The sequence below is a fragment of the Micromonospora sp. SH-82 genome (assembly GCF_051132485.1).
Lineage (GTDB): Bacteria > Actinomycetota > Actinomycetes > Mycobacteriales > Micromonosporaceae > Micromonospora.
In genome coordinates this window covers 2,128,055-2,151,740 of sequence record NZ_CP148049.1, presented here as the reverse complement: position 1 = coordinate 2,151,740, position 23,686 = coordinate 2,128,055, and the positions used below count along the sequence as shown (strand labels likewise).

The window sequence follows — 23,686 nt, the reverse complement described above, 5'->3', positions numbered from 1 at the left end:
CGGCAGGGGGTCGAGCGGGGGTCAGAAGATCAGGGCGTCACGGAGGTGGTTGGCGACCCGACGCAGTCGGCCGGCACCGTCGATCGGGGCCGTCATGCGGAGCACCACCTGACGGTCGACCCGACCGGTGTCGCCGCCGCGCACGTAGGCCACGACGACGAGACCGTACCGCCGTTCGCCGTCGAGATCGAGCCGGCTCGAATCCGCGTACGAGACGAACTGTCCACCCCGGATCCACTGGAGACCCCAGGCCTCCTCGGCCTGCCGCATGGCTGTCTGCCGCTGCTCGTCGCAGGGCAGGACACAGTCCCGCACCACCAGCTCACCGCCGAGTTCACCCTGTCCACCGGAGACGCCGCAGGTGTACTTGACGTACCCCTCGGCCTTCCCGGCAGGGGTGCAGGTCCACTCCGGTGGGACCTTGAGCGCGAAGCCCAGATCGGCGAGGTCGACCACCGTACGGACCGGGTCCTGGGGGGTGAACCTCGGCCAGTCCCGGGGCCACTGCCCGGCGGCCGGTGGCTCGATGCCCGGCGCCTGCGGTGGCGCGGACGGGGGCGGGGGCAGCGCCTCGACGGTGGTGGTGGGGGCGGCCTGCGGGGTGTCGGGGGTGTCCGGGTCGAGCCAGACGAAGGCCGCTCCGGTTCCCGCCAGCACCACCAGCACCAACGCCGCCGCCCCCACCCACAGGCCGGTACGCCGGGGGCGCGGCGGGGACGGCTGGATCCGGCGGGTCGGGGCGCTGAACGGGTCGTGCGGCACCCCACTGACCGGCTGGTACGGCGGCCCGGACGCCTGCCCACCCGAGGGCGACACCGGGTACGGCGGACCGGACGCCTGTGGGGTCGGCTCCTCGCGGCGGATCTCGTGGCCGAGGGCGACGAACAGGTGCTCGGCGCCGGGGCCGCCGTCGGCGGTGTACGCCACCCACGGGGTCCGGCCGGACACGTCGGCGGCCAGATAGGACCGTCCACCACCACCGGGTGCGGCGAGGGCGTCGGCCATCCCGACGAACGCCTGCCGCCAGGCCGGATCCTGTGCCACCTCGGGGTCGAGCACCGCCACCGTCACCAGTCGGTCCTGCCCGTCGGTGGCCCACCAGACCTCGCCGACCCGGCACCCGCCCATCACCTCGGTGAACCTGTACGGCGCATCCGGCTGCATGTCCCCACCCCTCTGCTCACCCGCAGAGGGATGGTACCGAGAAGCCCGTCACTGCCCGGCCCTCCCGTCGATGCGACGACATCCCCCGGGCGGGTCTCCTGCCGGAGGACCGTTGCGGAATGAAATATTTCATGCATAGAGTCTCGACATGAATGAAAGGGCCGTCAGCGGATCGACCGAGCGGCTGCTCGGCCTCTTCGAGGGGGTCCGGCTCACCCCCACCCAGCGGCGGATCGCGCACTGCCTCGTCCAGCACTCCCCCACCGTGGCGTACCTGTCGGCCGCCGAGGTCGCCGAGCTGGCCGGGGTCAGCCAACCCTCGGTGACCCGGTTCGCCACCGCCCTCGGCCACGACGGCTACCCGGCGTTGCGTCGTCGCCTCCGGGAACTGACAGTCGGCGCGCCCGACGGCCCCACCGAGGTCGGCAACGAGCTGCAACAGGCGGTCCGTACCGAGATGGACAACCTCGGTCGGCTCGCCGGACAGCTCGCCGACCGCAGCCGCATCGCCGAGGCCGGGAGTCTGCTCGCCGCCAGTCGCCCGCTCCCCGTGCTGGGGCTGCGCGCCGCCGCCCCGCTGGCGGCGTACTTCGCCTACTTCGCCGCGAAGGTCCACCCGGACGTCCGGGTGCTCGACACGGCGGGCAGCCTCCTCACCGACCGGGTCGAACAGGCCGCCGGGGCGGGGGCGGGGGCCCTGGTCGCGTTCGTCCTGCCCCGCTACCCCCGGGAGACCCTCGAAGCCCTGCGGGAGGCCCGGGAGGCGGGGCTGCGGATCGTGGCGATCACCGACTCGCCGGTCAGCCCCGCCACCGAACACGCCGACCTGGTTCTGCCCGCCGCCGTCGGCACCGGTCTCGTCTTCGACCTGCACACCGCCCCGATGACCATGGCCATGGTGCTGTTGCAGGCGCTCTGCGACGCCGCACCCGTCGACACCCAGCGTCGGCTGGAGGCCTTCGAGGTCTCCGCCGCCCGCCGCCAGGTCTTCGTCAGCTGAGAGGAGCCCGACATGCCCGAGCCCGTCCGCGCCGCGCGCGGCACCGAACGTACCGCCCGGGGTTGGCCGCAGGAGGCCGCGCTGCGGATGCTGATGAACAACCTCGACCCGGAGGTCGCCGAACGCCCCGACGACCTGGTCGTCTACGGCGGCACCGGGAAGGCCGCCCGGGACTGGCCGTCCTTCCACGCCCTGGTCCGGACGCTGACCGAGCTGCGCGACGACGAGACGATGCTGGTCCAGTCCGGACGACCGGTGGGGGTGCTGCGCACCCACGAGTGGGCACCCCGGGTCCTGCTGGCCAACTCCAACCTGGTCGGCGACTGGGCCACCTGGCCGGAGTTCCGCCGCCTGGAGGCTCTCGGCCTGACCATGTACGGGCAGATGACCGCCGGGTCGTGGATCTACATCGGCACCCAGGGCATCCTCCAGGGCACCTACGAGACCTTCGCGGCGGTGGCCGAGAAGCGGTTCGGCGGCTCCCTGGCCGGAACCCTCACCCTGACCGCCGGATGCGGTGGGATGGGCGGGGCACAGCCCCTGGCGGTCACCATGAACGGTGGGGCCTGCCTCGTCGTCGACGTGGACCCCGGTCGTCTCCACCGCCGGGTACGCGACAGGTACCTCGACGAGGTCGCCGACAGCCTGGACGAGGCGGTCGACCTGGCACTCGCGGCGAAACGGGACCGGCGGGCGTACTCCGTCGGGGTGGTGGGCAACGCCGCCACGGTCTTCCCCGAGCTGCTGCGTCGGGGCGTCGCCGTGGACGTGGTCACCGACCAGACCAGTGCCCACGATCCGCTGTCGTACCTGCCGGAGGGGGTCGACCCCGCCGACGCCCGGGAGTACGCGTCGGCGTCACCCGCCGAGTTCACCGACCGGGCCCGTGCCTCGATGGCCCGACACGTGGAGGCGATGGTCGGGTTCGGCGACGCCGGGGCCGAGGTGTTCGACTACGGCAACTCGATCCGCGGGGAGGCACAGCTCGGCGGGTACGACCGCGCCTTCGACTTCCCCGGGTTCGTCCCGGCGTACATCAGGCCGTTGTTCTGTGAGGGTCGGGGTCCGTTCCGGTGGGCGGCGCTCTCCGGCGACCCGGCCGACATCGCCGCCACCGATCGGGCCGTCCTGGAGTTGTTCGGGGAGAACGAGTCCCTGGCCCGGTGGATCCGGCTGGCCGGTGAGCGGGTCTCGTTCCAGGGGCTGCCCTCCCGGATCTGCTGGCTGGGCTACGGGGAACGGGACCGGGCGGGGGTGCGCTTCAACGAGATGGTCGCCTCGGGTGAGCTTCGCGCGCCGGTGGTGATCGGTCGGGACCACCTGGACTGCGGCAGCGTGGCCAGCCCGTACCGGGAGACCGAGGCGATGGCCGACGGGTCGGACGCGATAGCCGACTGGCCGCTGCTCAACGCGCTGGTGAACACGGCCAGCGGGGCGTCGTGGGTCTCCATCCACCACGGCGGCGGGGTGGGCATCGGCCGGTCGTTGCACTCCGGGCAGGTCTGCGTCGCCGACGGCACCGCCCTGGCCGGGCAGAAGATCGAGCGGGTGTTGACGAACGACCCGGCGACGGGCGTCCTGCGCCACGTCGACGCCGGTTACCCCGCCGCCCGTGAGGTGGCCGACCGCACCCGCCTCCCCATCCCCACCGACAGGTAAGGAAGGGCCTCCCCTTGTCGACGGATCCTGTACTGAGAGGACCCCTTCCGGACCGGTTCCGGGCGCTGTGGGACGAGATCGCGCCGATCGGGCGGGACGCCACCACCGGCGGCTACCTGCGGTACGCGTTCACCGAACCCGAGGTGGCGCTCCGCGACTGGTTCCGGAGGCAGGCCGAGCGGCGGGACATGCCGGTCACCGACGACGGCAACGGCAACCTCTTCGCCAGGTGGGGTCCGGCGGACGCCGGTGACGCCGTCCTGACCGGAAGCCACTTCGACTCGGTCCCGCACGGCGGGGCGTACGACGGGCCGCTCGGCATCGTCAGCGCGTTCCTCGCCGTGGACGAGCTGCGCGACGCCGGGGTCACCCCACCGCGCCCCCTGGTGGTGGCCGCGTTCGCCGAGGAGGAGGGGGCGCGTTTCGGCGTACCCTGTCTGGGGTCGCGGCTGCTCACCGGGACGATGGACCCGCAGCGGGCGACCGGGCTGCGCGACGCCGACGGGGTGAGCCTCGCCGAGGCGCTGGGCGACCGGCCGGTGGGCGCCCGCCCCGACCTGCTGGCCGGCTTCTCGTCCTTCGTGGAGCTGCACGTCGAGCAGGGTCGGGCCCTCGTCGACCGGGACGCGCCCGTCGCGGTGGCCACCGCGATCTGGCCGCACGGCAGGTGGCGGCTGGACTTCCACGGCGAGGGCAACCACGCCGGTACGACCCTGATGACCGACCGACGTGACCCGATGCTCACCTGCGCGTTCACCGTCCTCGCGGCGAACAAGGAGGCCCGGACCCGGGGTGCCCACGCCACGGTGGGTCGGGTGCGGGTGGCCCCCAACGCGACGAACGCGATCCCGACGACGGTGACCGGGTGGCTGGACGCCCGCGCCGCCGACCAGGAGACCCTCGCCGGGCTGGTCGAGGCGGTCCGGGCCAAGGCCGGTGAGCGGGCCCGCCGCGACGGCACCCGGGTCACCTGCACGGAGGAGTCGGTCACCCCCCTCGTCGCCTTCGACGACGGGCTCGGCGCCCGGCTGGCCACGCTGCTCGACGCCCCGGTGCTGCCCACCGGGGCCGGTCACGACGCGGGGGTGCTGGCCGGGCGGCTGCCGACGGCGATGCTGTTCGTCCGCAATCCGACCGGCGTGTCGCACTCCCCCGCCGAGGCGGCGACCGACGCGGACTGCGCCGCCGGGGTCACCGCCCTGGCCCGGGTGTTGACGGAGTTGACCAGCCGATGACCCGGACCACCCCGCCCGACAGGAGCCGCCGCCGATGACAGTCACCAGATGGCTGGCCGAGTACGCCTGGTTGCCCGGCCGCGACGAGCCCACCCCCGACGTGCTGATCGAGGCCGACGAGGGCCTCTTCACGGCGGTCACCCCGTTGTTGGGCGGGGGACCCGTCGCCGGGGTCGAGGTGCACCCCGACGCGGTACGCCTGCCCGGGGTGACCCTGCCCGGCCTGGCCAACGCCCACTCGCACGCCTTCCACAGGGCGCTGCGGGGGCGTACCCACGGCGGGCGGGGGGACTTCTGGACGTGGCGGGAGCAGATGTACGCGGTCGCCGAACGGCTGGACCCGGAGAGTTACCTGGCCCTGGCCCGGGCGACGTACGCAGAGATGGCGCTGGCCGGGATCACCGCCGTCGGCGAGTTCCACTACCTGCACCACGGGCCGGGCGGCGCCCGGTACGACGACCCGAACGCGATGGGTGCGGCCCTGGTCGAGGCCGCCACCCAGGCCGGGATCCGGCTGACCCTGCTGGACACCTGCTACCTGAGCGCCACCGTCGACGGTGCGCCGTTGACCGGGCCGCAGCTGCGGTTCGGCGACGGCGACGCGCAACGGTGGGCCGAGCGGGTGTCCGCGTTCACCCCGTCACCGCCTCCCGGGTCGCAGGCGGAGGGGGCGGACCCCCGGGTCCGGGTCGGTGCGGCGGTGCACTCGGTCCGGGCGGTCCCCGCCGACCAGCTCGCCACGGTGGCCGAGTGGGCGGCCCGGCACACCGCCCCGCTGCACGTCCACCTCTCCGAGCAGCCCGCCGAGAACGACGCCTGTCGGGCGGTGCACGGGCGGACTCCGGCCCGGTTGCTCGCCGACCACGGGGTCCTCGGACCGCACACCACAGCAGTGCACGCCACCCATCCGACGAGCGCCGACCTGAACCTGTTGGCCGGCACCGACAGCGGGGTCTGCCTCTGCCCCACCACCGAACGGGACCTGGCCGACGGGATCGGCCCGGCCCACCGGATGGCGGACCTCGGGATCCCGCTCAGCCTGGGCAGCGACAGCCACGCCGTCGTCGACCCGTTCGAGGAGGCCCGCGCGGTGGAGCTGGACGAGCGGCTGCGCACCAGACGGCGCGGCCACTTCACGCCGGCGGCCCTACTGGAGGCGGCCGGGGTCACCGGCCACACCGCGCTGGGCTGGGGCGACGCCGGTCGGATCGCCGTCGGCGCGCGCGCCGACCTGGTGACGGTCCGGCGGGACGGCGCCCGGACCGCCGGTGTCCCACCGGTGGGGGTGTTCTTCGCTGCCACCGCGGCCGACGTCACGCAGGTGGTGGTCGACGGGCGACAGGTGGTCGCCGACGGCAGGCACCTGCTCGTCGACGTCCCGGTCGAGCTGCGGGCCGCGATCGAGCAGGTCACCCGATGAGCACCCTGCTCGTCGACGACATCGGTGAGCTGGTCACCAACGACGGGACCGACGGCCCGCTGGGGATCCGCCGGGACGCCGCCCTCCTGGTCGAGGGGGGACGGGTGGCCTGGGTCGGGTCGGTCGCCGACGCCCCAGCCGCCGACCGGCGGATCGACGCCGGTGGGGCCGCCGTCCTGCCCGGGTTCGTGGACAGCCACGCCCACCTGGTCTTCGCCGGGGACCGGGCGGCCGAGTTCGCGGCGCGGATGGCCGGGCAGGCGTACACCGGGGGTGGCATCCGGACCACCGTCGGCGCGACCCGGGCCGCCTCCGACGCGCAGCTGCGCGCCACCGTCGCCCGGCTGCGGGACGAGGCGCTGCGGCAGGGCACCACCACGATCGAGATCAAGAGTGGGTACGGGCTCACCGTCGCCGACGAGGCCCGATCCCTGCGGATCGCCGCGGAGTCCACGACGGAGACCACCTTCCTCGGTGCCCACGTGGTCCCCGCCGAGTACGCCGACCGCCCCGACGACTACGTCGAGCTGGTCTGCGGGCCGATGGTGCGGGCCGCCGCCCCGTACGCCAAGTGGATCGACGTGTTCTGTGAACGGGGTGCCTTCGACGCCGACCAGGCCCGGGCGGTCCTCACCAGCGGGCAGGCCCTCGGCCTGGGCGTACGCGTGCACGCCAACCAGCTCGGCCCGGGGCCGGGGGTGCGGTTGGGGGTGGCGGCGGGGGCGGCCAGCGTCGACCACTGCACCCACCTCGACGACGCCGACGTCGACGCGCTGGCGGGCACCGCCCGGCCGGACGGGTCCGGCACCACCACCGTCGCCACCCTCCTGCCCGGGGCGGAGTTCTCCACCCGGTCGCCGTACCCGGACGCCCGGCGGCTGCTCGACGCGGGTGTGACAGTGGCGCTGGCCACCGACTGCAACCCGGGATCGTCGTACACCTCGTCGATGGCGTTCTGCATCGCCCTGGCCGTACGCGAGATGGGGATGACCCCGGCCGAGGCGGTCTGGGCGGCGACTGCCGGCGGGGCGCAGGCCCTGCGCCGGGACGACGTCGGTCGGCTGCGGGTCGGCTCCCGGGCCGACCTGGTGATCCTCGACGCCCCCTCCCACCTGCACCTGGCGTACCGGCCGGGTGTTCCACTGATCCGCAAGGTCCTGCACGACGGAGTACCCCGATGACAGTGATCGTCCAGCCCACCGGGGTCACCCCCGACGACGTCCTCGCCGTGGCCCGCGCCGACGCCCCGGTGGCGATCGACCCCGCCGCCGTGGCCGCCATGGCGACCAGCCGGGCCATAGTGGACGGAATCGAGGCAGCCGGCCGTCCGGTGTACGGGGTCTCCACCGGCTTCGGGGCGCTGGCGAACACGTTCGTCGCCCCGGAGCGCCGGGCCGAGTTGCAACACGCCCTGATCCGCTCGCACGCCGCAGGCATCGGCGCACCGATGCCCCGGGAGGTGGTCCGGGCGATGATGCTGCTGCGCGTACGCTCCCTGGCGCTGGGCCGGTCCGGGGTCCGCCCGGTGGTCGCCGAGGGCCTGGTCGACCTGCTCAACCACTCGATCACCCCGTGGGTCCCGGAGCACGGATCGCTCGGCGCCTCCGGCGACCTGGCCCCGCTGGCCCACTGCGCGCTGGCCCTGCTCGGCGAGGGTTGGGTCCTCGGGCCCACCGGTGAGCGGGTGCCCGCCGCCGACGCCCTGCACGCCGCCGGACTGGTCCCGGTCGAGCTGGCCGCCAAGGAGGGGCTGGCCCTGATCAACGGCACCGACGGGATGCTCGGCATGCTGCTGCTCGCCGGGCACGACGCCGGGCACCTGTTCACGATGGCCGACGTGACCGCCGCCCTGGCGATCGAGGCGATGCTCGGTTCCGAACGGCCGTTCCTGCCCGAGCTGCACAGCATCCGCCCGCACCCGGGGCAGGCCGTCTCGGCGGCCAACATCCACCGACTTCTCCAGGGCTCCCGGGTGATGGACTCGCACCGCGACGACCTGGCCCACGCCGTCCAGGACGCGTACTCGATGCGGTGTGCCCCGCAGGTCGCCGGGGCGGCCCGGGACACCCTCGACTTCGTCCGGACCATTGCGGGGCGGGAGCTGCTCTCCGTGGTGGACAACCCGGTGGTCCTTCCCGACGGGCGGGTCGAGTCGACTGGCAACTTCCACGGCGCCCCGCTCGGGTTCGCCGCCGACTACCTGGCCATCGCCGCCGCCGAGGTCGGGGCGATAGCCGAACGCCGGGTGGACCGGCTGCTCGACGTGGCCCGCAACCGGGACCTCCCGGCGTTCCTCTCCCCCGACCCCGGGGTCAACTCCGGGCTGATGATCGCCCAGTACACCGCCGCCGGGATCGTCGCGGAGAACCGACGGCTGGCCGCCCCGGCCTCGGTCGACTCGCTGCCCACCAGCGGCATGCAGGAGGACCACGTGTCGATGGGGTGGGCGGCGACCAAGAAGCTCCGCACCGTCCTGGACAACCTGACCAGCCTGCTCGCGGTGGAGTTGCTCGCCGCCGTACGCGGATTGCAGCTGCGCGCCCCGCTGGTCCCGTCACCGGCCGGTCGGGCGGCGCTGGCCGCGCTCGGCGAGGTGTTGGGCGACCCCGGCCCGGACGTCTTCCTCGCCCCGGTCCTGGAGACCGCCCGACAGGTGGTGCGCGGCCCCGACCTGCTGCACTCGATCGAGCGGGAGGTCGGCCCCCTCGCCTGAACGACTGCCGGTTCCCGACCGGGGGACCGGTGGCGGCAACTGCCGTGTCGACTGGCCCATCGACCCGGTCCGGCTCAGTGCTGCGGGAGTACGCCGCCGCAGGTGGGACCGGGGACGAAGGGTTGGAACAACAGGTTGCTCTTGATTCACGAATCAGTGAACCGGCGGCGGGTCGGTGACGTTAATGAGGGTTCAGTCACTCGCCGACCGTGAGGAGCGTCTCTCGTGCAGCCCACCGACCCCGCGCCGCAGGACCCGAACGCCGAGCTACCGGTCCTCGACGACCAGGAGGTCCTGGACCGCCTCAAGGCGCGGGTTGACTACTCGTTCTTGCGCCCCGTCGACGACGGCTACGAGTTCGTGATCGTCTTCGAGGACGGACAGTCCACGACGATCGACGCCTCCGGGTGGCAGATCCCAGCGATGGCGATCTACGACATCGACGTCGAGGCGAACTGGCCCGACGCCGACCCGGAGCTGACAGCCGCCCTGTACGCCGCCCGGGAGAACCTGTTCCACACACAGCTGATGCAGGTGCACACAGTCCGCTGTGAACCCTGGAACGCCTCGTACTCCGTACGCCGCACCGAGTCCCTGGGGCAGATCGAGGCTGCCCTCAGCTACTTCTACGAGACCCTGGCCACCGTCAAACGCAACGACCGCCGCAACAAGGACCTGGAACTGGAGGAGCTGACCGAGGAGCGGGAGCAGGAACTCCTCGCCGAACGAGAGGAGGAGTTGGAGGAACGGCTGGAGGAGGAGCGGGAGGAGGAGCTTCGCGAGGAACGGGAAGAGGAACTCCGCGAGGAACGCGAGGAACAGCTCCGCGAGGAGCGACGACGCCGCAAGCGCGACGGCGGGTCGGGATTCGAGATCGAGGCGATGCTGGAGTCGATCCAGATGGTGGCGACCGTGGCAGCGATCAGCGCGCCCGGCGACCACGACCCCTCGCAGAGCAACTCGGCGACGAGCAGCCTCGGCAACGGGTACGAGACTACCCTGGAGGCCGGGCAGAACCGGTCCCGTTAGGGGCCGGGGGTCCGTTGCGGGGCAGGACCGGCCCTGCCCCGCAACTCTCACGCCACCGGCGGAAGCACCTTCGCCACCAGCTTCGCCAACTCGCGCAGCGCCTTACCCCGGTGGCTGATCGCGTCCTTCTCCTGCGGGGTCAGCTCGGCGTTGGTCCGGTCCTGTCCGTCACCGAGGAAGATCGGGTCGTACCCGAACCCGCCCTCGCCCCGGGGAGCCCGCAGCAGCCGACCCGGCTGGCGGCCGTCGACCAGGTGCTCCTTGCCGCCGGGCAGCACCAGGGCGACGGTGCAGACGAACGACGCCCCGCGCTGCTCGTCGGGCAGGTCGGCGATCTGGTCCAGGACCAGCTGGAGGTTGGCCTGGTCGTCACCGTGCCGCCCCGCCCACCGGGCGCTGAACACCCCCGGCATCCCGCTGAGCGCGTCCACCGCCAGACCGGAGTCGTCGGCGATCGTCGGCAGACCGGTCCGCCGGCACCCCTCCCGCGCCTTGATCAGGGCGTTCTCACCGAAGGTCAGGCCGCTCTCCGGCAGTTCCGGGTAGTCCTCGACGTCGTCGAGCCCGAGCAGGGCGATCCGGTGCGCGCCGAGCGCGCCGTCGAGGATCCGCTGCAACTCGATGAGCTTCTTGCGGTTCCGCGTCGCCAACAGGATCTTGTTCACTCGGCCACCTTCGTTCGCGACTGCGGGGCTCGCAGGCTCACTCCTCGCGCTCACTCGACCACCTTCGTTCGCGACTGCGGGGCTCGCAGGCTCACTCCTCGCGCTCACAGAGAGAGCGCCTTTCGTTGGGCCTCGGCCAGGTCGACGCATCCGGCGACGGCCAGGTCGAGCAGGGCGTCGAGCTGCTCGCGGGCGAACACCCCGGCCTCGCCGGTCCCCTGCACCTCGACGAACTCCCCGGTGCCGGTGCAGACCACGTTCATGTCCACCTCGGCCGTCACGTCCTCGGCGTAGTCGAGGTCCAACCGGGCCTCGCCGGCGACCACGCCGACGCTGACCGCGGCCACCGACCGGTGCATCACCTTCTCCACCTTGCCGGTCAGGGCCTTGCGCCCGGCCAGCCAGGTCACCGCGTCGTGGAGCGCCACGTACGAGCCGGTGATCGCCGCCGTCCGGGTGCCCCCGTCGGCCTGGAGCACGTCGCAGTCGAGCACGATCGAGTTCTCGCCGAGAGCCTTGAGGTCGATCGCCGCCCGCAGGCTCCGTCCGATCAGGCGGGAGATCTCGTGGGTACGCCCACCGACCTTGCCCCGTACGCTCTCCCGGTCCGACCGGGTCGTGGTGGCCCGGGGCAGCATCGCGTACTCGGCGGTCACCCATCCGAGACCGGAGCCCTTGCGCCAGCGGGGCACCCCCTCGGTGACGCTGGCGGTGCAGAGCACCCGGGTCCCGCCGAACTCCACGAGCACGGAGCCCTCCGGGTGGGAGCTCCAGCCCCGGGTCAGCGTCACAGGTCGGAGTCGGTCGGGCGTCCGCCCGTCAGGTCGCGCCATCCCTGCACCCTATGCGGTCGGTTGATCGACCCGTGCCCGGGTGTCACCGGTTCACACCCGGCGTCGCCCGCCGACCCTCCACCCGCCCCGACCGGCCTGACTCCCGCCGTCGTCGGGAAGGTCAGATGTCGTACGAGGCCCCGGCCCGGACGACCTCCAGCGGCCCGGTGTACGCCCCGACCGCCGACTCGACGGTGTGCGCCTCGCTCCCCCAGGCCGCCACCAGGTGGGTGAGCAGGAGTCGACCCACCCCCGCCTTGGTGGCCGCCTCGCCGGCCTCCCGGCCGGTCAGGTGCAGACCCGGCGGGTTGTCCACCCCGTCGAGGTAGCTGGCCTCGCAGAGGAAGACGTCGGCGTCCTGAGCCAGTCGCAGCAACGCGTCGCACGGGGCGGTGTCGGAGGAGTAGCAGAGCACCCGGCCCTCGTGCTCCAGCCGCACCCCGTACGTCTCGATGGGGTGGTTGACCCGGTCGACTGTGACAGTGAACGGGCCGATCGGGAAGGTGCCCGGTTGCAGGCCGTAGAACTGGTAGACGTCGTCGACGGCGCTCTCGTCCTGCCCGTACGCGGCGTTGAGCCGGTCCGGGGCGCCCGGCGGCGCGTACACCGGCAGGGCCGGATAGGGGCCGTCCGGGGCGTACCGGCGGACCACCACGTACGACGCGGCGTCGAGGATGTGGTCGCCGTGCAGGTGGGTCAGGACGATGGCGTCCAGGGCGTGCAGCCCCACGTACCGCTGGAGGGTGGAGAGCGAGCCGGAGCCGAAGTCGAGCAGGAGTCGGAAACCCTCAGCCTCGACCAGATAGGCGGAGCAGGGGGATTCGGGGCCGGGGAAGCTCCCCGCACAACCCAGTACCGTCAGGCGCATCCGGTCGTCCCACGATCACGCGCCGTAGTCACCACACCGGCCTCGGGGCCACCGATGATCTTCATCGACGCGTACGTCACGCTGCGCAGCCTACGCCGACGTTTGCGGAGCAAGAATCACTTTGTGGAAGTTGTCGCCAAGGCGACACCCAGCCCGACGAGACTCGTCGGTCAGGTCACCCTGACCGTCCACCACGATCACACACAGCGATCGGCCCGGCCCGGCGACTCGCCGGACCGGGCCACCACCGAACGCTCAGGCCCAGAGCTGGCCTTCGAGTGCCTCCTCGGCGTCGGCGAGGGTGCCGCCGTACGCCCCGGTGGACAGGTACTTCCAGCCGCCGTCGCAGACCACGAAGGCCACGTCGGCGGCGCGGCCGTCCCGGACCGCCTCGTGCGCCACGGCCAACGCCGCGTGCAGGATCGCCCCGGTCGAGAAGCCCGCGAAGATCCCCTCCACCTCGACCAACTGCCGGGTACGCAGCACCGCGTCCCGGGTGCCGACGGAGAAACGGCGGGACAGCACCGTCGCGTCGTACAGCTCGGGGACGTACCCCTCGTCGATGTTGCGCAGGCCGTAGACCAGCTCACCGTAGCGGGGCTCAGCCGCGACGACCTGGATCCCCTCGACCTTCTCCCGCAGATACCGCCCCGTCCCCATGAGCGTGCCGGTGGTGCCCAGACCGGCCACGAAATGGGTGATCGTCGGCAGGTCCCGCAGCAGCTCCGGGCCGGTGGTCTCGTAGTGCGCCCGCGCGTTGGCCTCGTTGCCGTACTGGTAGAGCATCACCCAGTCGGGGTGCTCCTCGGCGATCTGCTTGGCCACCGCCACCGCCTGGTTGGAGCCACCCGCCGCCGGCGAGAAGATGATCTCCGCGCCGTACATCCGGAGCAGCTGGACCCGCTCGGCGGAGACGTTCTCCGGCATCACGCAGACCACCCGGTAGCCCCGCAGCTTCGCCACCATGGCCAGCGAGATGCCGGTGTTGCCGCTGGTCGGCTCCAGGATGGTGTCACCGGGGCGGAGCCGACCGGCGGCCTCGGCCGCGCGGACCATGTACAGGGCCGCCCGGTCCTTGATGCTGCCGGTCGGGTTCCGGTCCTCCAGCTTCGCCCAGAGCCGGACCGGCGGCGCCCCGTCGGCCACCGTCGGCCGGAGCCGGGGAAGACCGATCAGGGGCGTACCGCCACAGGCGTCGAGCAGGCTCTCGTACCTGGCCATGGCGGGCCGTCAGCGGGTGGCGGAGAGCCGACGGGCGTCCGTGCCCGCCACCGACGCCGCGTACGAGGCGATCGCCGCCGCCGCCGCGAACCCGAACGCACCACCGGCCACGGCGGGCAGGATGGTGACGCTGTCGCCGTCGGCGAGCTTGGCGTCGAGGGCGCCGAGGAAGCGGACGTCCTCGTCGTTGACGTAGACGTTGACGAACCGGTGCAGCGCACCGGTCTCGGTGACCAGCCGCCCCTTGATCCCGCCGTGCCGCGAGTCCAGGTCGGTCAGCAGGTCGGCGAGGGTCTCACCGGATCCCTCGACGACCTTCGCGCCGCCGGTGTAGCTGCGCAGGATGGTGGGGATGCGAACTTCGATGGCCATGACTGGGTGACTCCTCGATCGGATTGACTTCGGTGACGGGAACGGGTCGGGCTGGTGCTGGAGGGTCAGCGGCCCGAACACTCGTAGTCGACCGTCGCCGGGGTCTGCCCGAACAAGTACGACTGGACGGCGTGCGGGTCGACCGCGGCGTCCAGGATCCGGACCTCCTCCTCGGTGACCACGCCGTCGACGATCCGGAACGAGCGGATCTCCTCGGTGTCCGGTTCCCGGGTGGAGACGAGAAGGTAGTGCGCGTCGGGCTCACCGGCGAAGGAGATGTCGGTGCGGGACGGGTACGCCTCGGTGGCGGTGTGCGAGTGGTAGATGACCACCGGCTCCTCGTCCCGGTCGTCCATCTCGCGCCAGACCCGCAGATGCTCCATCGAGTCGAACTCGTAGAAGGTCATCGAGCGGGCCGCGTTGTCCATCGGGATGTGCCGGGTGGGGGTGTCGGCGCCCACGGGGCCGGCGACCACGCCGCACGCCTCGTCGGGGTGGTCACGACGCGCGTGGGCGACGATCGCGTCGACGATCGACCGGTCGATGCTCAGCACGTGGCCCAGCGTAACCCCTGCCGGAGCCAAGGCCGAAGTGGCTGCCGTCACCTTCCCATCCGCCGGGCGGAAAACTTCGTGTCCAGACCCGGGGGCGTTCGTTTCCCACCCCGGGTCGGGCGGGTACGCAGACCCGGAGAGCCAGCCGAGACGTGAGGAGATCACATGCAGCAACGCCGCATCGGCGGGGTGCAGGTCGGAGCGGTCGGACTCGGCGGAATGCCGATGTCGATCGCCGGTCGGCCCGACACCGACCGATCCGTCCGGACCATCCACGCCGCGCTCGACGCCGGGGTGACGTTCATCGACACCGCCGACGCGTACTCGCTCGGCTCGCAGGACTTCGGGCACAACGAGTCGCTCATCGCCCAGGCCCTGGCCGACCACGGCGGGGACACCTCGGGCGTCCTCGTCGCCACCAAGGGCGGACACACCCGTCCCAGCGAGTCGGAGTGGGGGCTCAACGGCTCCCCCGAGTACCTCCGGGCGGCCTGCGACGCCTCCCTGGCCCGGCTCGGCGTCGACGCGATCGGGCTGTACCAGTTCCACCGCCCGGACCCCCGGGTCCCGTACGCGGAGTCGATCGGGGCGCTGCGCGACCTCGCCGACGCCGGCAAGATCCGGATGGCGGGCATCTCCAACGCCGACCCGGACCAGATCCGCCAGGCCCACGACATCCTCGGTGACCGGCTGACCGCCGTCCAGAACCAGTTCTCCCCGGAGTTCCGCAGCAGCGAGAAGGAGCTGCGACTCTGCGCCGAGCTGGGCCTGGCCTTCCTGCCCTGGTCACCGCTGGGCGGCATCGGCCGCGCCGGGGACCTGGGCGGCCGGTTCCGGCCCTTCTCCGAGATCGCGCAGGCACGCGGGGTCAGCCCACAGCAGGTCTGCCTGGCCTGGCAACTCGCCCTGTCCCCGGTCGTCGTGCCGATTCCGGGGGCCAGCCGCCCGGAGACGATCAAGGACTCGGCCGCCGCCGGTGACCTGACCCTCGACGAGCGGGAACTCGCCGCCCTCAACGCGGCCTGACCGGCGCGTCCACCCATCCGGACCCGACCGGCACACCACCGGACGGTCCTCCACCACCCGGACCCGACCGGCGCACCAGCGGCCGACCGGCACGTCACGGCCGCACTTCACCTCCCCGCGCCGGTCGGTCCGGGGAGGTCCCGCCCTCTACCCCTCGACGAGGGCGTTGAGCAGGGACTCCTGGAGGTATCCGAGATAGGCGTAGACGGAGAGTTGGAACACTCGCGAGGAGGTCGGGTCGGCGGCGATCGCGTCGTCGAGCTCGGTGCCCAGGTCGGTGCCGTCCTTGACCTCCAGCCGTACCCCCATCGCCAGCCGGGCGTCGTTGAGCGCCCGCAGCCAGGCCTCGGCCGCCTCGGCGTCGAGGCGTACCTCGCCACCGGACTCGTCGGGGAGCGCCGCCAGGATCGCCCCGGCCTGGTCGATCTTGGCCGTCTTGAGGTCGCCCTCGGTGTAGCGGCGGAACTCCTCGGTGCCCTCGGTGTCCTCCGGGTAGACCTCGGGGAAGAGTCGGCCGACCACCGGATCGGAGTAGTCGAAGCCGTCGGTGAGCAGCCCGACCACCTCGGAGGCGACCTTGTGCAGCACCCGTACCTCGTCGACGGCGAAGGTCGCCACGTACCGGTCGCCCCGGCGGCGGAACATGCTCACGACCGCTCCACCGTCGCCCACAGGCCGTACGCGTGCAGCTGGGACGCGTCGTGCTCCATCCGTTCCCGGGCCCCGCTGGAGACCACCGCCCGCCCCTTGTGGTGCACGTCGAGCATCAGCTGCTCGGCCCGCTCCCGGCTGTAGCCGAAGAGCTTCTGGAACACCCATGTCACGTACGTCATCAGGTTGACCGGGTCGTCCCACACGACCGTCACCCAGGGCCGGTCGGTCTCCGGCAACGCGTCGGTGGCCGGCGTCTCGACCGGGGCAACCTGTGGAACCGCCATGCCACCATCGTGCCACCGGATCGGGCGAACCGATGAACCGGAACCCCGGGTGATCCGGCGAATGCCGAATGCGACCGGCGACCGGGCCCTCCACCACGACGTGCGGACGAACTCTAGGCTGGGGACGTGAGCACCTTTCGCCCTGCGCTGCTGACCGACCACTACGAGCTGACGATGGTCAGCGCCGCGCTGCGCGACGGCACGGCAGACCGACAGTGCGTCTTCGAGGTGTTCAGCCGTCGACTCCCCAACGGTCGGCGCTACGGGGTGGTGGCGGGCACCGGTCGGCTGATCGAGATGATCCGCGACTTCCGCTTCTCCGAGGCCGAGGTCGACTTCCTGCGCCGTACCGCGGTGGTGGACGAGGCCGCCGCCGCCTGGCTGGCCGACTACCGCTTCACCGGCGACATCGAGGGGTACGCCGAGGGCGAGCTGTTCTTCCCGGGCTCCCCGATCCTCACCGTCTCCGGCGGGTTCGCCGAGTGCGTGGTGCTGGAGACCCTGATCCTGTCGGTGCTCAACCACGACTGCGCGGTGGCCGCCGCGGCGGCCCGGATGGTGACCGCCGCCCGGGGTCGGGCGCTCATCGAGATGGGCTCCCGGCGGGCCCACGAGGAGGCCGCGGTGGCCGCCGCCCGCGCCGCCTACCTGGCCGGGTTCCGGTTCACCTCCAACCTCGCCGCCGGCGAGCGGTACGGCATCCCCACCGCCGGCACCGCCGCGCACGCCTTCACCCTGCTGCACGACGACGAGCGGACCGCCTTCGCCTCCCAGGTCGCCACGTTGGGGCGGGACACCACCCTGCTCGTCGACACCTACGACATCAGTCAGGGCATCCGCAACGCGATCGAGGTGGCCGGTCCGCAGCTGCGGGCGGTCCGGATCGACTCCGGGGACCTGGCGGTGATCGCCCAGCAGTCCCGGCAACTGCTCGACTCCCTCGGTGCCACCGAAACCAAGATCATCGTCTCCGGGGACCTCGACGAGTACGCGATCGCCGCGCTGGCCGCCGAGCCCGTCGACATGTACGGCGCCGGCACCTCCGTGGTCACCGGCTCCGGTGCCCCCACCGCCAGCCTCGTCTACAAGCTGGTCGAGGTCACGGGGCGGCCGGTGGTGAAACGCTCCGAGCACAAGGCCACCATCGGCGGCCGGAAGGTGGCGGTACGACGTCACAAGCCGACCGGCACCGCCGTCGAGGAGATCGTGGTCACGCAGGGCGTACCCGACCAACGGCCCCACGACCGACTGTTGCAGCGGACGTACGTCGCCGACGGCGAACCCGTCGACCTGCCGTCGCTTGACGAATCCCGGGAACACCTGCGGCAGTGCCTCATCTCGATCCCCTGGGAGGGGTTGAAGCTCTCCGCCGGGGATCCGGCGATCCCGGTCACCGTCGTACCCGGGGGCTGAGGCGGCGCACCCGGTCGAAACTGAGACAGCCCGCAGTCGTACCCCGGGGCTGAGGTCGGCCCCGCAGAGCGAGAGGAGAACCCCGGTGGGCAGTGCACTGATCATCGTGGACGTGCAGAACGACTTCTGCGAGGGCGGCTCCCTGGCCGTCAGCGGCGGGGCCGGAGTGGCGGCCGCCGTCTCCCGGCTGCTCGCCGCCGAGCCGGACCGGTGGGACCACGTGGTGGCGACCAAGGACTACCACGTCGATCCGGGCGCCCACTTCGGCGACCCGCCGGACTTCGTCGACTCGTGGCCCCGGCACTGCGTGGTGGGGACCACCGGATCGGAGTTCCACCCGGAACTGGAGACCGGCCGAATCGAGAAGATCTTCCACAAGGGCGAGCACGCCGCCGCGTACTCGGGGTTCGAGGGACACGCCACCGACGGCGAGGGGCTGGCCGACTGGCTGCGCCGACACGACGTGGACCGGGTCGACGTGGTCGGGATCGCCACCGACCACTGCATCCGGGCCACCGCCCTGGACGCCGCCCGGGAGGGGTTCGCCACCACCGTCCTGCTCGACCTGACCGCCGCCGTGGCCCCCGCCACCACCGACGTGGCGCTGCGGGCGATGGAGGGGGCCGGGGTGACGCTCCGGGGCACCCCTGTGATCCAGAGCGCATAACCGGAAAGTGATTGGTGGATGTCGTATCCGGGGTCGAAGATGACGCCCGGAGGTACGCATCACCATGAATCTGAAGCCCTACCGGGAGGCGCTGTCGCTGCCCGGTCTCCGGTCGCTGCTGCTGGTCTCGGTGCTCGCCCGGCTGCCGATCGCGTCCGCCGGTGTCACGGTGACGTTCTACGTCGTCCTCGACCTCGGTCGGGGGTACGGCGCGGCGGGTCTGGTGGGCGCGGCCCTCACGGTGGGGGCCGCGCTGGGCAATCCCCTGCTGGGGCGGCTGATCGACAGGTACGGACTCCGTCCGGTGGTGGCCCTGACCACCGTCGCCGAGGCGGTCTTCTGGACGTCGGCGGCGGCCCTGTCGTACACCCTGCTCCTACCGGCCGCGTTCCTCGCCGGTCTGCTGGCGCTGCCTGTCTACTCGGTGATCCGTCAGTCGATCGCCGCCCTCGTCCCGCCGGAGCGCCGCCGGCCGGCGTACGCGCTCGACACCATGTCGATGGAGCTCTCCTTCATGGTGGGTCCCGCCCTGGCGGTGGCGGTGGCCACCACCATCTCGGCCCGGGCCACCCTCTGGGCGGTCGGCGTCGGGATCGTCGTCTCCGGGGTCGTCCTCTGGCTGCTCGACCCGCCGGTCCGTAGCGCCGGGGAGGCGGCGCTACCGCCGCGCCGGCTGCCCTACCGGGAGTGGCTCAACCCCCGCCTGCTCGCCGTCCTGGCGATCAGCGCCGCCGCCACGGTGGTCCTGGCGGGCACCGACGTCGCGGTGGTCGCCGTCCTCCGGGAGAACGGGGCTGTCGGGTGGACCGGTGTGGTGCTCGCCGGGTGGGCGGTCGCCTCCCTCGTCGGCGGCTTCACCTACGGATCGCTCAACCGGTCGGTGTCCCCACTGCTGCTGCTCGTCGGCCTGAGCGCCTGCACCGTCCCGGTGGGGCTCGGCGGCGGGGCGTGGTGGCTGCTCTGCCTGGCGCTGATCCCGGCGGGGATGCTCTGCGCACCCACCCTCGCGGCCACCGCCGACCTGGTCAGCACCCTCGCCCCGGCGGACGTACGCGGGATGGTGATGGGGTTGCACGGCTCGGCCGTCACCGTCGGGATGGCGGTGGGTGCGCCGCTGGCCGGGGCCGTCATCGACCGTACCGCCCCGCTGTGGGGCTTCGTGGTCACCGGCGTCCTGGGGCTCCTGGTCGCGCTCGCCGTCCTCCCGGTGGAGCTGCGCCGTCGCCGGTCCGACCGGCCCCCGCCGACGCCGACGGTCCCCGGGCTCGTCCCGGTCGACGTCGGTCACTGACCCGCCCGCCCCCTGCCCCGACCCGCCGGGTCCGACGGCGGGCGCCCCCTGAACCACAGCGGTTGCGACGGCGGGCGACACTGCGCCGACCTGCCGGGGTTGCCGACGGCGGGCAGGATGGCCCCATGAGTGGTCGGCGGGTGGTGGCGGTGTTCCTGGCGGCGGGAATGGGTGGGCTGGTCGCCTGCTCGGGGCCGGTCGACGAGGGTGGGCCGGTCCGGGTGGGCGAGCTGCCCCCGGGCGTGACCGGCCTGGGTCCGGCCGTCCTCCTCGGTGACGTGCCCGACGACCGCCGCTCCGACCTCCAGGGGTTGTACCCGGTCGACCGCTTCGGCGACGACCTGAGCGGGGTGTCTCCGGCCCGCCGACACGTCCGGGTGGGGGTCGGGGACCCCCTGGCCCCGACTGTGGCGCGAGGGCTCGCCGAGGACCCCCGGGACGCCTTCGTCGCCGACGGGCGGCTACACGACACGGAGTTGCCCGAGCACAGCTCGGCCGACACCGTCACAGCGGTCGGCACCGACCTGGCGGTCACCGGCAGCCGGTGCCTGGTGGTCCGCAGGGACGGGCAGATCCGCCGACCCGCCACGGAGGCCCGGTGCACCGCCGCGCCGACCGGGGGGATCCTGTGGTCGAACACCCCGGACCGACGGTGGGGCGGCGTCGACCTGGCGACGGGGGTGCCGAGCGCCGGGGTCGAGTTGTCCGACGCCCCGTTCGGGGTGACCCCGGACGGGCGGTACCTCTTCGTCTCCGGGGCCGGCACCGACCGGGTGACGGTCGTGGACACCACCTCCGGCGCGACGACCCCCACGCAGGCCCGGACCGCCCGGGGTACGCCGGAGGGTGCGGTCGGCCCCGGCGGCTACGCGTACGTGCGTCTGGTCGAGCGGGAGCGCCGGGTGACCCGGTTGGGGGTGGACGGGACGGTCCGGGATCTGCTCGGCCCGGTCGGCAGTGTCACGTTCACCCCCGACGGCACCCGGGCTCTGGTCTCCGTGCCGCGTGAGGGTTACCGGCTGGTGCTGCTGGACCTGGCCACCGGTGCGGTACGCCCGGTGACCGGGCCGGACGCACCCCGGGGGCAGGTGGTGGCCGTGGCCGACGACGCCCACGCGGTGGTCGCCGAGTCGGTCGGCGGCGACCGGAACGAGACCCGCCCGGTCCGGGTGTGGACTGTCGACCTGGATGAGGGCAGGCTCACCGCGGCACCCGGATCGGTCACCGCGAACTCCGTCCGGGTCGTCGACCGGACGATCACCTTCCAGCCCGGGGGCGAGTCGGTGAGCCTGGACGCCCGGGGGCGGGCGGTGACCGCCCCGCAGGGAGTCCGCCCGCCCATGGGACTGCCCGACGGGCGGCTGCTCTACCGGTTCGACGACGGCGACGGCGGCACCCGTGAGGACCGGCTGCTGGTGGGCGGGGTGGACGCCGAGCGGGTCGAGGTGTCCACCGGGGCCACCGACGACCAGGTGGTGTCCCACCTCCTGCCCACCCCCGACGGCGCGCACCTGCTGGTGTCGTTGCGACCGGCGGGAAGCCTGCGGGCCCGGGGGGCGGGCAGTCAGATCGTCCTGGTCCGGCTGGACGGCACCGGTGAACCGGTCCCGCTGTACCAGGGTGCGGTGCTGGTCAGTCTGGGCCTGACCGACTGAGTCCGGGGGCGGCCGGCGGACCTACCGGGCGACGCCCTGGTGCCCACCCAGGCCGGGACGCGCCCGCCCCACCAGGCCGAGCCGCAGCGGATGCGACGGCGCCGCACCCACGTGGGGTACGACGGCGACGGCGCCGCACCCTCGTGGGGTGCGGCGCCGTCGGGGCTCGTCGCGTCAGTTCCGGTCGAGGGTCGCGGTGTCCTCCTGGTAGCTGGCGCCACCGTTGGACTCGCTGGTCAGCGGCTTCGAGCCGCCCTCGGGGGGACCGGCCAGGGACTGGCCACCGGCGGCCAGCTCCGGGAACTTGTAGTCGAACGCCGGACGCTCGGACCGGATCCGGGGCATCTTGTCGAAGTTGCGCAGCGGCGGCGGGGAGCTGGTCGCCCACTCCAGCGAGTTGCCGTGGCCCCACGGGTCCTCGACCTCGACCACCGGGCCGGCCTTGTACGACTTCCAGCAGTTGTAGATGAACGGCAGCGTGGAGATACCGGTGATGAACGCGCCGATCGTGGAGATCATGTTCAGCGTCGTCCAGCCGTCGATGTCCTGGTAGTCGACGTACCGCCGGGGCATGCCCTCGTTGCCGAGCCAGTGCTGCACCAGGAAGGTGGTGTGGAAACCGATCATGGTGAGCCAGAAGTGCACCTTGCCGAGGCGCTCGTCGAGCATCCGGCCGAACATCTTCGGGAACCAGAAGTAGATCCCGCCGAAGACGGCGAACACGATCGTGCCGAAGAGCACGTAGTGGAAGTGCGCCACCACGAAGTAGTTGTCGTGCAGGTGGAAGTCGAGCGGCGGGCTGGCCAGCAGCACACCGCTGAGGCCGCCGAAGAGGAACGTCACCAGGAAGCCGACGGCGAACAGCATCGGGGTCTCGAAGCTGATCTGACCCCGCCACATGGTGCCGATCCAGTTGAAGAACTTCATCCCCGTCGGTACGGCGATCAGGAAGCTCAGGAAGCTGAAGAACGGCAGCAACACCTGGCCGGTGGCGAACATGTGGTGCGCCCAGACGCTCATCGACAGGGCGGCGATGGCGATGGTCGCGGCGACCAGACCCTTGTAACCGAAGATCGGCTTACGGGAGAAGACCGGGATGATCTCGCTGATGATGCCGAAGAACGGCAGCGCGATGATGTACACCTCGGGGTGGCCGAAGAACCAGAACAGGTGCTGCCAGAGCATCGGGCCGCCGGTCTCCGGGGCGTAGATGTGGGCACCGAGGATGCGGTCGGCGGCGAGCGCGAAGAGCGCGGCGGCCAGCAGCGGGAAGACCAGGATCGCCAGGAGGCTGGTGACCAGCATGTTCCAGGTGAAGATCGGCATCCGGAACATGGTCATGCCCGGTGCCCGCAGGGTCAGGATCGTGGTGATCAGGTTGACCGCGCCGAGGATGGTGCCCAGACCGGAGATGGCCAGACCCACGATCCACATGTTGGCGCCGACGCCCGGGGAGTGCTCGACGCTGCTCAGCGGCGTGTAGGCGGTCCAGCCGAAGTCGGCGGCCCCACCCGGGGTGAGGAAGCCCGCCACCGCGATCGTGCCGCCGAACAGGTAGAGCCAGTAGGCGAAGCTGTTCAGCCGGGGGAAGGAGACGTCGGGAGCACCGATCTGCAACGGCACGACGTAGTTGGCGAAGGCGAACACGATCGGCGTCGCGAAGAACAGCAGCATGATCGTGCCGTGCATGGTGAACAGCTGGTTGTACTGCTCCGGGGAGAGGAACTGCATCCCGGGCAAGGCCAGCTCGGCCCGCATGATCAGGGCCATCAGGCCACCGATCATGAAGAACACGAACGCGGTGATCATGTACATGATCCCGATCTGCTTCGCGTCCGTGGTGCGCAGCAACCGCGCGAGGGCCGACCCCTTGACCGGCTCTCGGACCGGCCAGGGCCGGGTCACGACCGGCTTGGGTGCGACGGTGGTCACGAATGGCCTCCGGTTCTCGGTTGTCCCGCTC

Annotated in this window: 22 protein-coding genes; 12 read left to right on the top strand and 10 right to left on the bottom strand. The window is 72.4% G+C overall.

The window, feature by feature from the left end; all coding sequences use genetic code 11:
- Window positions 1-21: 21 nt before the first annotated feature.
- Window positions 22-1,164 carry a hypothetical protein gene (locus WHN02_RS09975; protein WP_434743070.1) on the bottom strand — a complete coding sequence of 381 codons (1,143 nt, stop codon included), beginning with the start codon at window positions 1,162-1,164 and terminating at the stop codon, window positions 22-24.
- Window positions 1,165-1,312: 148 nt separating this feature from the next.
- Between WHN02_RS09975 and WHN02_RS09970 the strand changes: the two genes are divergently transcribed.
- The 7 genes from WHN02_RS09970 to WHN02_RS09940 all read left to right on the top strand — a co-directional run bounded on the left by WHN02_RS09970 (window position 1,313) and on the right by WHN02_RS09940 (window position 10,220).
- Entirely contained in the window at window positions 1,313-2,164 is an 852-nt protein-coding gene (locus WHN02_RS09970) for a MurR/RpiR family transcriptional regulator (protein ID WP_434743069.1), read from the top strand.
- A gap of 12 nt (window positions 2,165-2,176) precedes the next feature.
- Window positions 2,177-3,823: a urocanate hydratase gene (hutU, locus tag WHN02_RS09965; RefSeq protein WP_434743068.1), complete on the top strand. Its 1,647-nt coding sequence runs from the start codon at window positions 2,177-2,179 to the stop codon at window positions 3,821-3,823.
- A 14-nt stretch (window positions 3,824-3,837) separates the two neighbouring features.
- Complete coding sequence (locus WHN02_RS09960) at window positions 3,838-5,058, top strand: allantoate amidohydrolase (protein ID WP_434743067.1); 1,221 nt, start codon at window positions 3,838-3,840, stop codon at window positions 5,056-5,058.
- Between the two features lie 34 nt (window positions 5,059-5,092).
- Window positions 5,093-6,478: a formimidoylglutamate deiminase gene (locus tag WHN02_RS09955; RefSeq protein WP_434743066.1), complete on the top strand. Its 1,386-nt coding sequence runs from the start codon at window positions 5,093-5,095 to the stop codon at window positions 6,476-6,478.
- A complete protein-coding gene (gene hutI / locus WHN02_RS09950; RefSeq protein ID WP_434743065.1) occupies window positions 6,475-7,659 on the top strand; it encodes an imidazolonepropionase in 1,185 nt (394 codons plus the stop codon). The genes WHN02_RS09955 and hutI overlap by 4 nt, the downstream gene beginning before the upstream one ends.
- A complete protein-coding gene (gene hutH / locus WHN02_RS09945) occupies window positions 7,656-9,191 on the top strand; it encodes a histidine ammonia-lyase (protein ID WP_434743064.1) in 1,536 nt (511 codons plus the stop codon). The genes hutI and hutH overlap by 4 nt, the downstream gene beginning before the upstream one ends.
- A gap of 225 nt (window positions 9,192-9,416) precedes the next feature.
- Window positions 9,417-10,220: a hypothetical protein gene (locus tag WHN02_RS09940; RefSeq protein WP_434743063.1), complete on the top strand. Its 804-nt coding sequence runs from the start codon at window positions 9,417-9,419 to the stop codon at window positions 10,218-10,220.
- 47 nt (window positions 10,221-10,267) lie between these two features.
- Here the strand turns inward: WHN02_RS09940 and rdgB are convergent, their stop codons facing one another.
- The 6 genes from rdgB to WHN02_RS09910 all read right to left on the bottom strand — a co-directional run bounded on the left by rdgB (window position 10,268) and on the right by WHN02_RS09910 (window position 14,733).
- On the bottom strand, window positions 10,268-10,885 hold the full coding sequence (gene rdgB, locus WHN02_RS09935; RefSeq protein WP_434743062.1) for an RdgB/HAM1 family non-canonical purine NTP pyrophosphatase: 618 nt from the start codon (window positions 10,883-10,885) through the stop codon (window positions 10,268-10,270).
- 104 nt (window positions 10,886-10,989) lie between these two features.
- Entirely contained in the window at window positions 10,990-11,718 is a 729-nt protein-coding gene (gene rph / locus WHN02_RS09930) for a ribonuclease PH (RefSeq protein ID WP_434743061.1), read from the bottom strand.
- 121 nt (window positions 11,719-11,839) lie between these two features.
- The gene (locus WHN02_RS09925; RefSeq protein WP_434743060.1) at window positions 11,840-12,586 is read right to left on the bottom strand and encodes an MBL fold metallo-hydrolase; all 747 of its coding nucleotides are present in this window, start codon (window positions 12,584-12,586) and stop codon (window positions 11,840-11,842) included.
- Window positions 12,587-12,841: 255 nt separating this feature from the next.
- Window positions 12,842-13,807 (bottom strand): PLP-dependent cysteine synthase family protein, encoded by a 966-nt coding sequence (locus WHN02_RS09920; RefSeq protein ID WP_350895321.1) that lies wholly within the window; start codon window positions 13,805-13,807, stop codon window positions 12,842-12,844.
- Window positions 13,808-13,816: 9 nt separating this feature from the next.
- On the bottom strand, window positions 13,817-14,179 hold the full coding sequence (locus WHN02_RS09915; protein ID WP_350895322.1) for a MoaD family protein: 363 nt from the start codon (window positions 14,177-14,179) through the stop codon (window positions 13,817-13,819).
- A gap of 65 nt (window positions 14,180-14,244) precedes the next feature.
- A complete protein-coding gene (locus WHN02_RS09910; RefSeq protein WP_434743059.1) occupies window positions 14,245-14,733 on the bottom strand; it encodes a Mov34/MPN/PAD-1 family protein in 489 nt (162 codons plus the stop codon).
- Between the two features lie 165 nt (window positions 14,734-14,898).
- Here WHN02_RS09910 and WHN02_RS09905 point away from each other — a divergent pair, with 165 nt between their 5' ends.
- Window positions 14,899-15,759, top strand: coding sequence for an aldo/keto reductase (locus tag WHN02_RS09905; protein WP_434743058.1), 861 nt, complete (start codon window positions 14,899-14,901; stop codon window positions 15,757-15,759).
- Window positions 15,760-15,906: 147 nt separating this feature from the next.
- Here the strand turns inward: WHN02_RS09905 and WHN02_RS09900 are convergent, their stop codons facing one another.
- Together WHN02_RS09900 and clpS are read right to left on the bottom strand one after the other, a co-directional pair.
- Window positions 15,907-16,404 carry a DUF2017 domain-containing protein gene (locus WHN02_RS09900; protein ID WP_434743894.1) on the bottom strand — a complete coding sequence of 166 codons (498 nt, stop codon included), beginning with the start codon at window positions 16,402-16,404 and terminating at the stop codon, window positions 15,907-15,909.
- Window positions 16,405-16,406: 2 nt separating this feature from the next.
- Window positions 16,407-16,697, bottom strand: a complete 291-nt coding sequence (gene clpS, locus WHN02_RS09895; RefSeq protein ID WP_434743057.1) for an ATP-dependent Clp protease adapter ClpS — start codon at window positions 16,695-16,697, stop codon at window positions 16,407-16,409.
- Between the two features lie 126 nt (window positions 16,698-16,823).
- Between clpS and WHN02_RS09890 the strand changes: the two genes are divergently transcribed.
- From WHN02_RS09890 to WHN02_RS09875, 4 genes are all read left to right on the top strand, one after another.
- Window positions 16,824-18,110, top strand: a complete 1,287-nt coding sequence (locus WHN02_RS09890) for a nicotinate phosphoribosyltransferase (protein WP_434743056.1) — start codon at window positions 16,824-16,826, stop codon at window positions 18,108-18,110.
- Window positions 18,111-18,195: 85 nt separating this feature from the next.
- On the top strand, window positions 18,196-18,777 hold the full coding sequence (locus WHN02_RS09885; protein ID WP_434743055.1) for a nicotinamidase: 582 nt from the start codon (window positions 18,196-18,198) through the stop codon (window positions 18,775-18,777).
- Window positions 18,778-18,841: 64 nt separating this feature from the next.
- Window positions 18,842-20,068, top strand: a complete 1,227-nt coding sequence (locus tag WHN02_RS09880) for an MFS transporter (RefSeq protein ID WP_434743054.1) — start codon at window positions 18,842-18,844, stop codon at window positions 20,066-20,068.
- 125 nt (window positions 20,069-20,193) lie between these two features.
- Window positions 20,194-21,723 (top strand): hypothetical protein, encoded by a 1,530-nt coding sequence (locus tag WHN02_RS09875; RefSeq protein WP_434743053.1) that lies wholly within the window; start codon window positions 20,194-20,196, stop codon window positions 21,721-21,723.
- A gap of 174 nt (window positions 21,724-21,897) precedes the next feature.
- Here WHN02_RS09875 and ctaD read toward each other — a convergent pair whose 3' ends face one another.
- Window positions 21,898-23,655: an aa3-type cytochrome oxidase subunit I gene (gene ctaD / locus WHN02_RS09870; RefSeq protein WP_350895330.1), complete on the bottom strand. Its 1,758-nt coding sequence runs from the start codon at window positions 23,653-23,655 to the stop codon at window positions 21,898-21,900.
- Window positions 23,656-23,686: the final 31 nt, after the last annotated feature.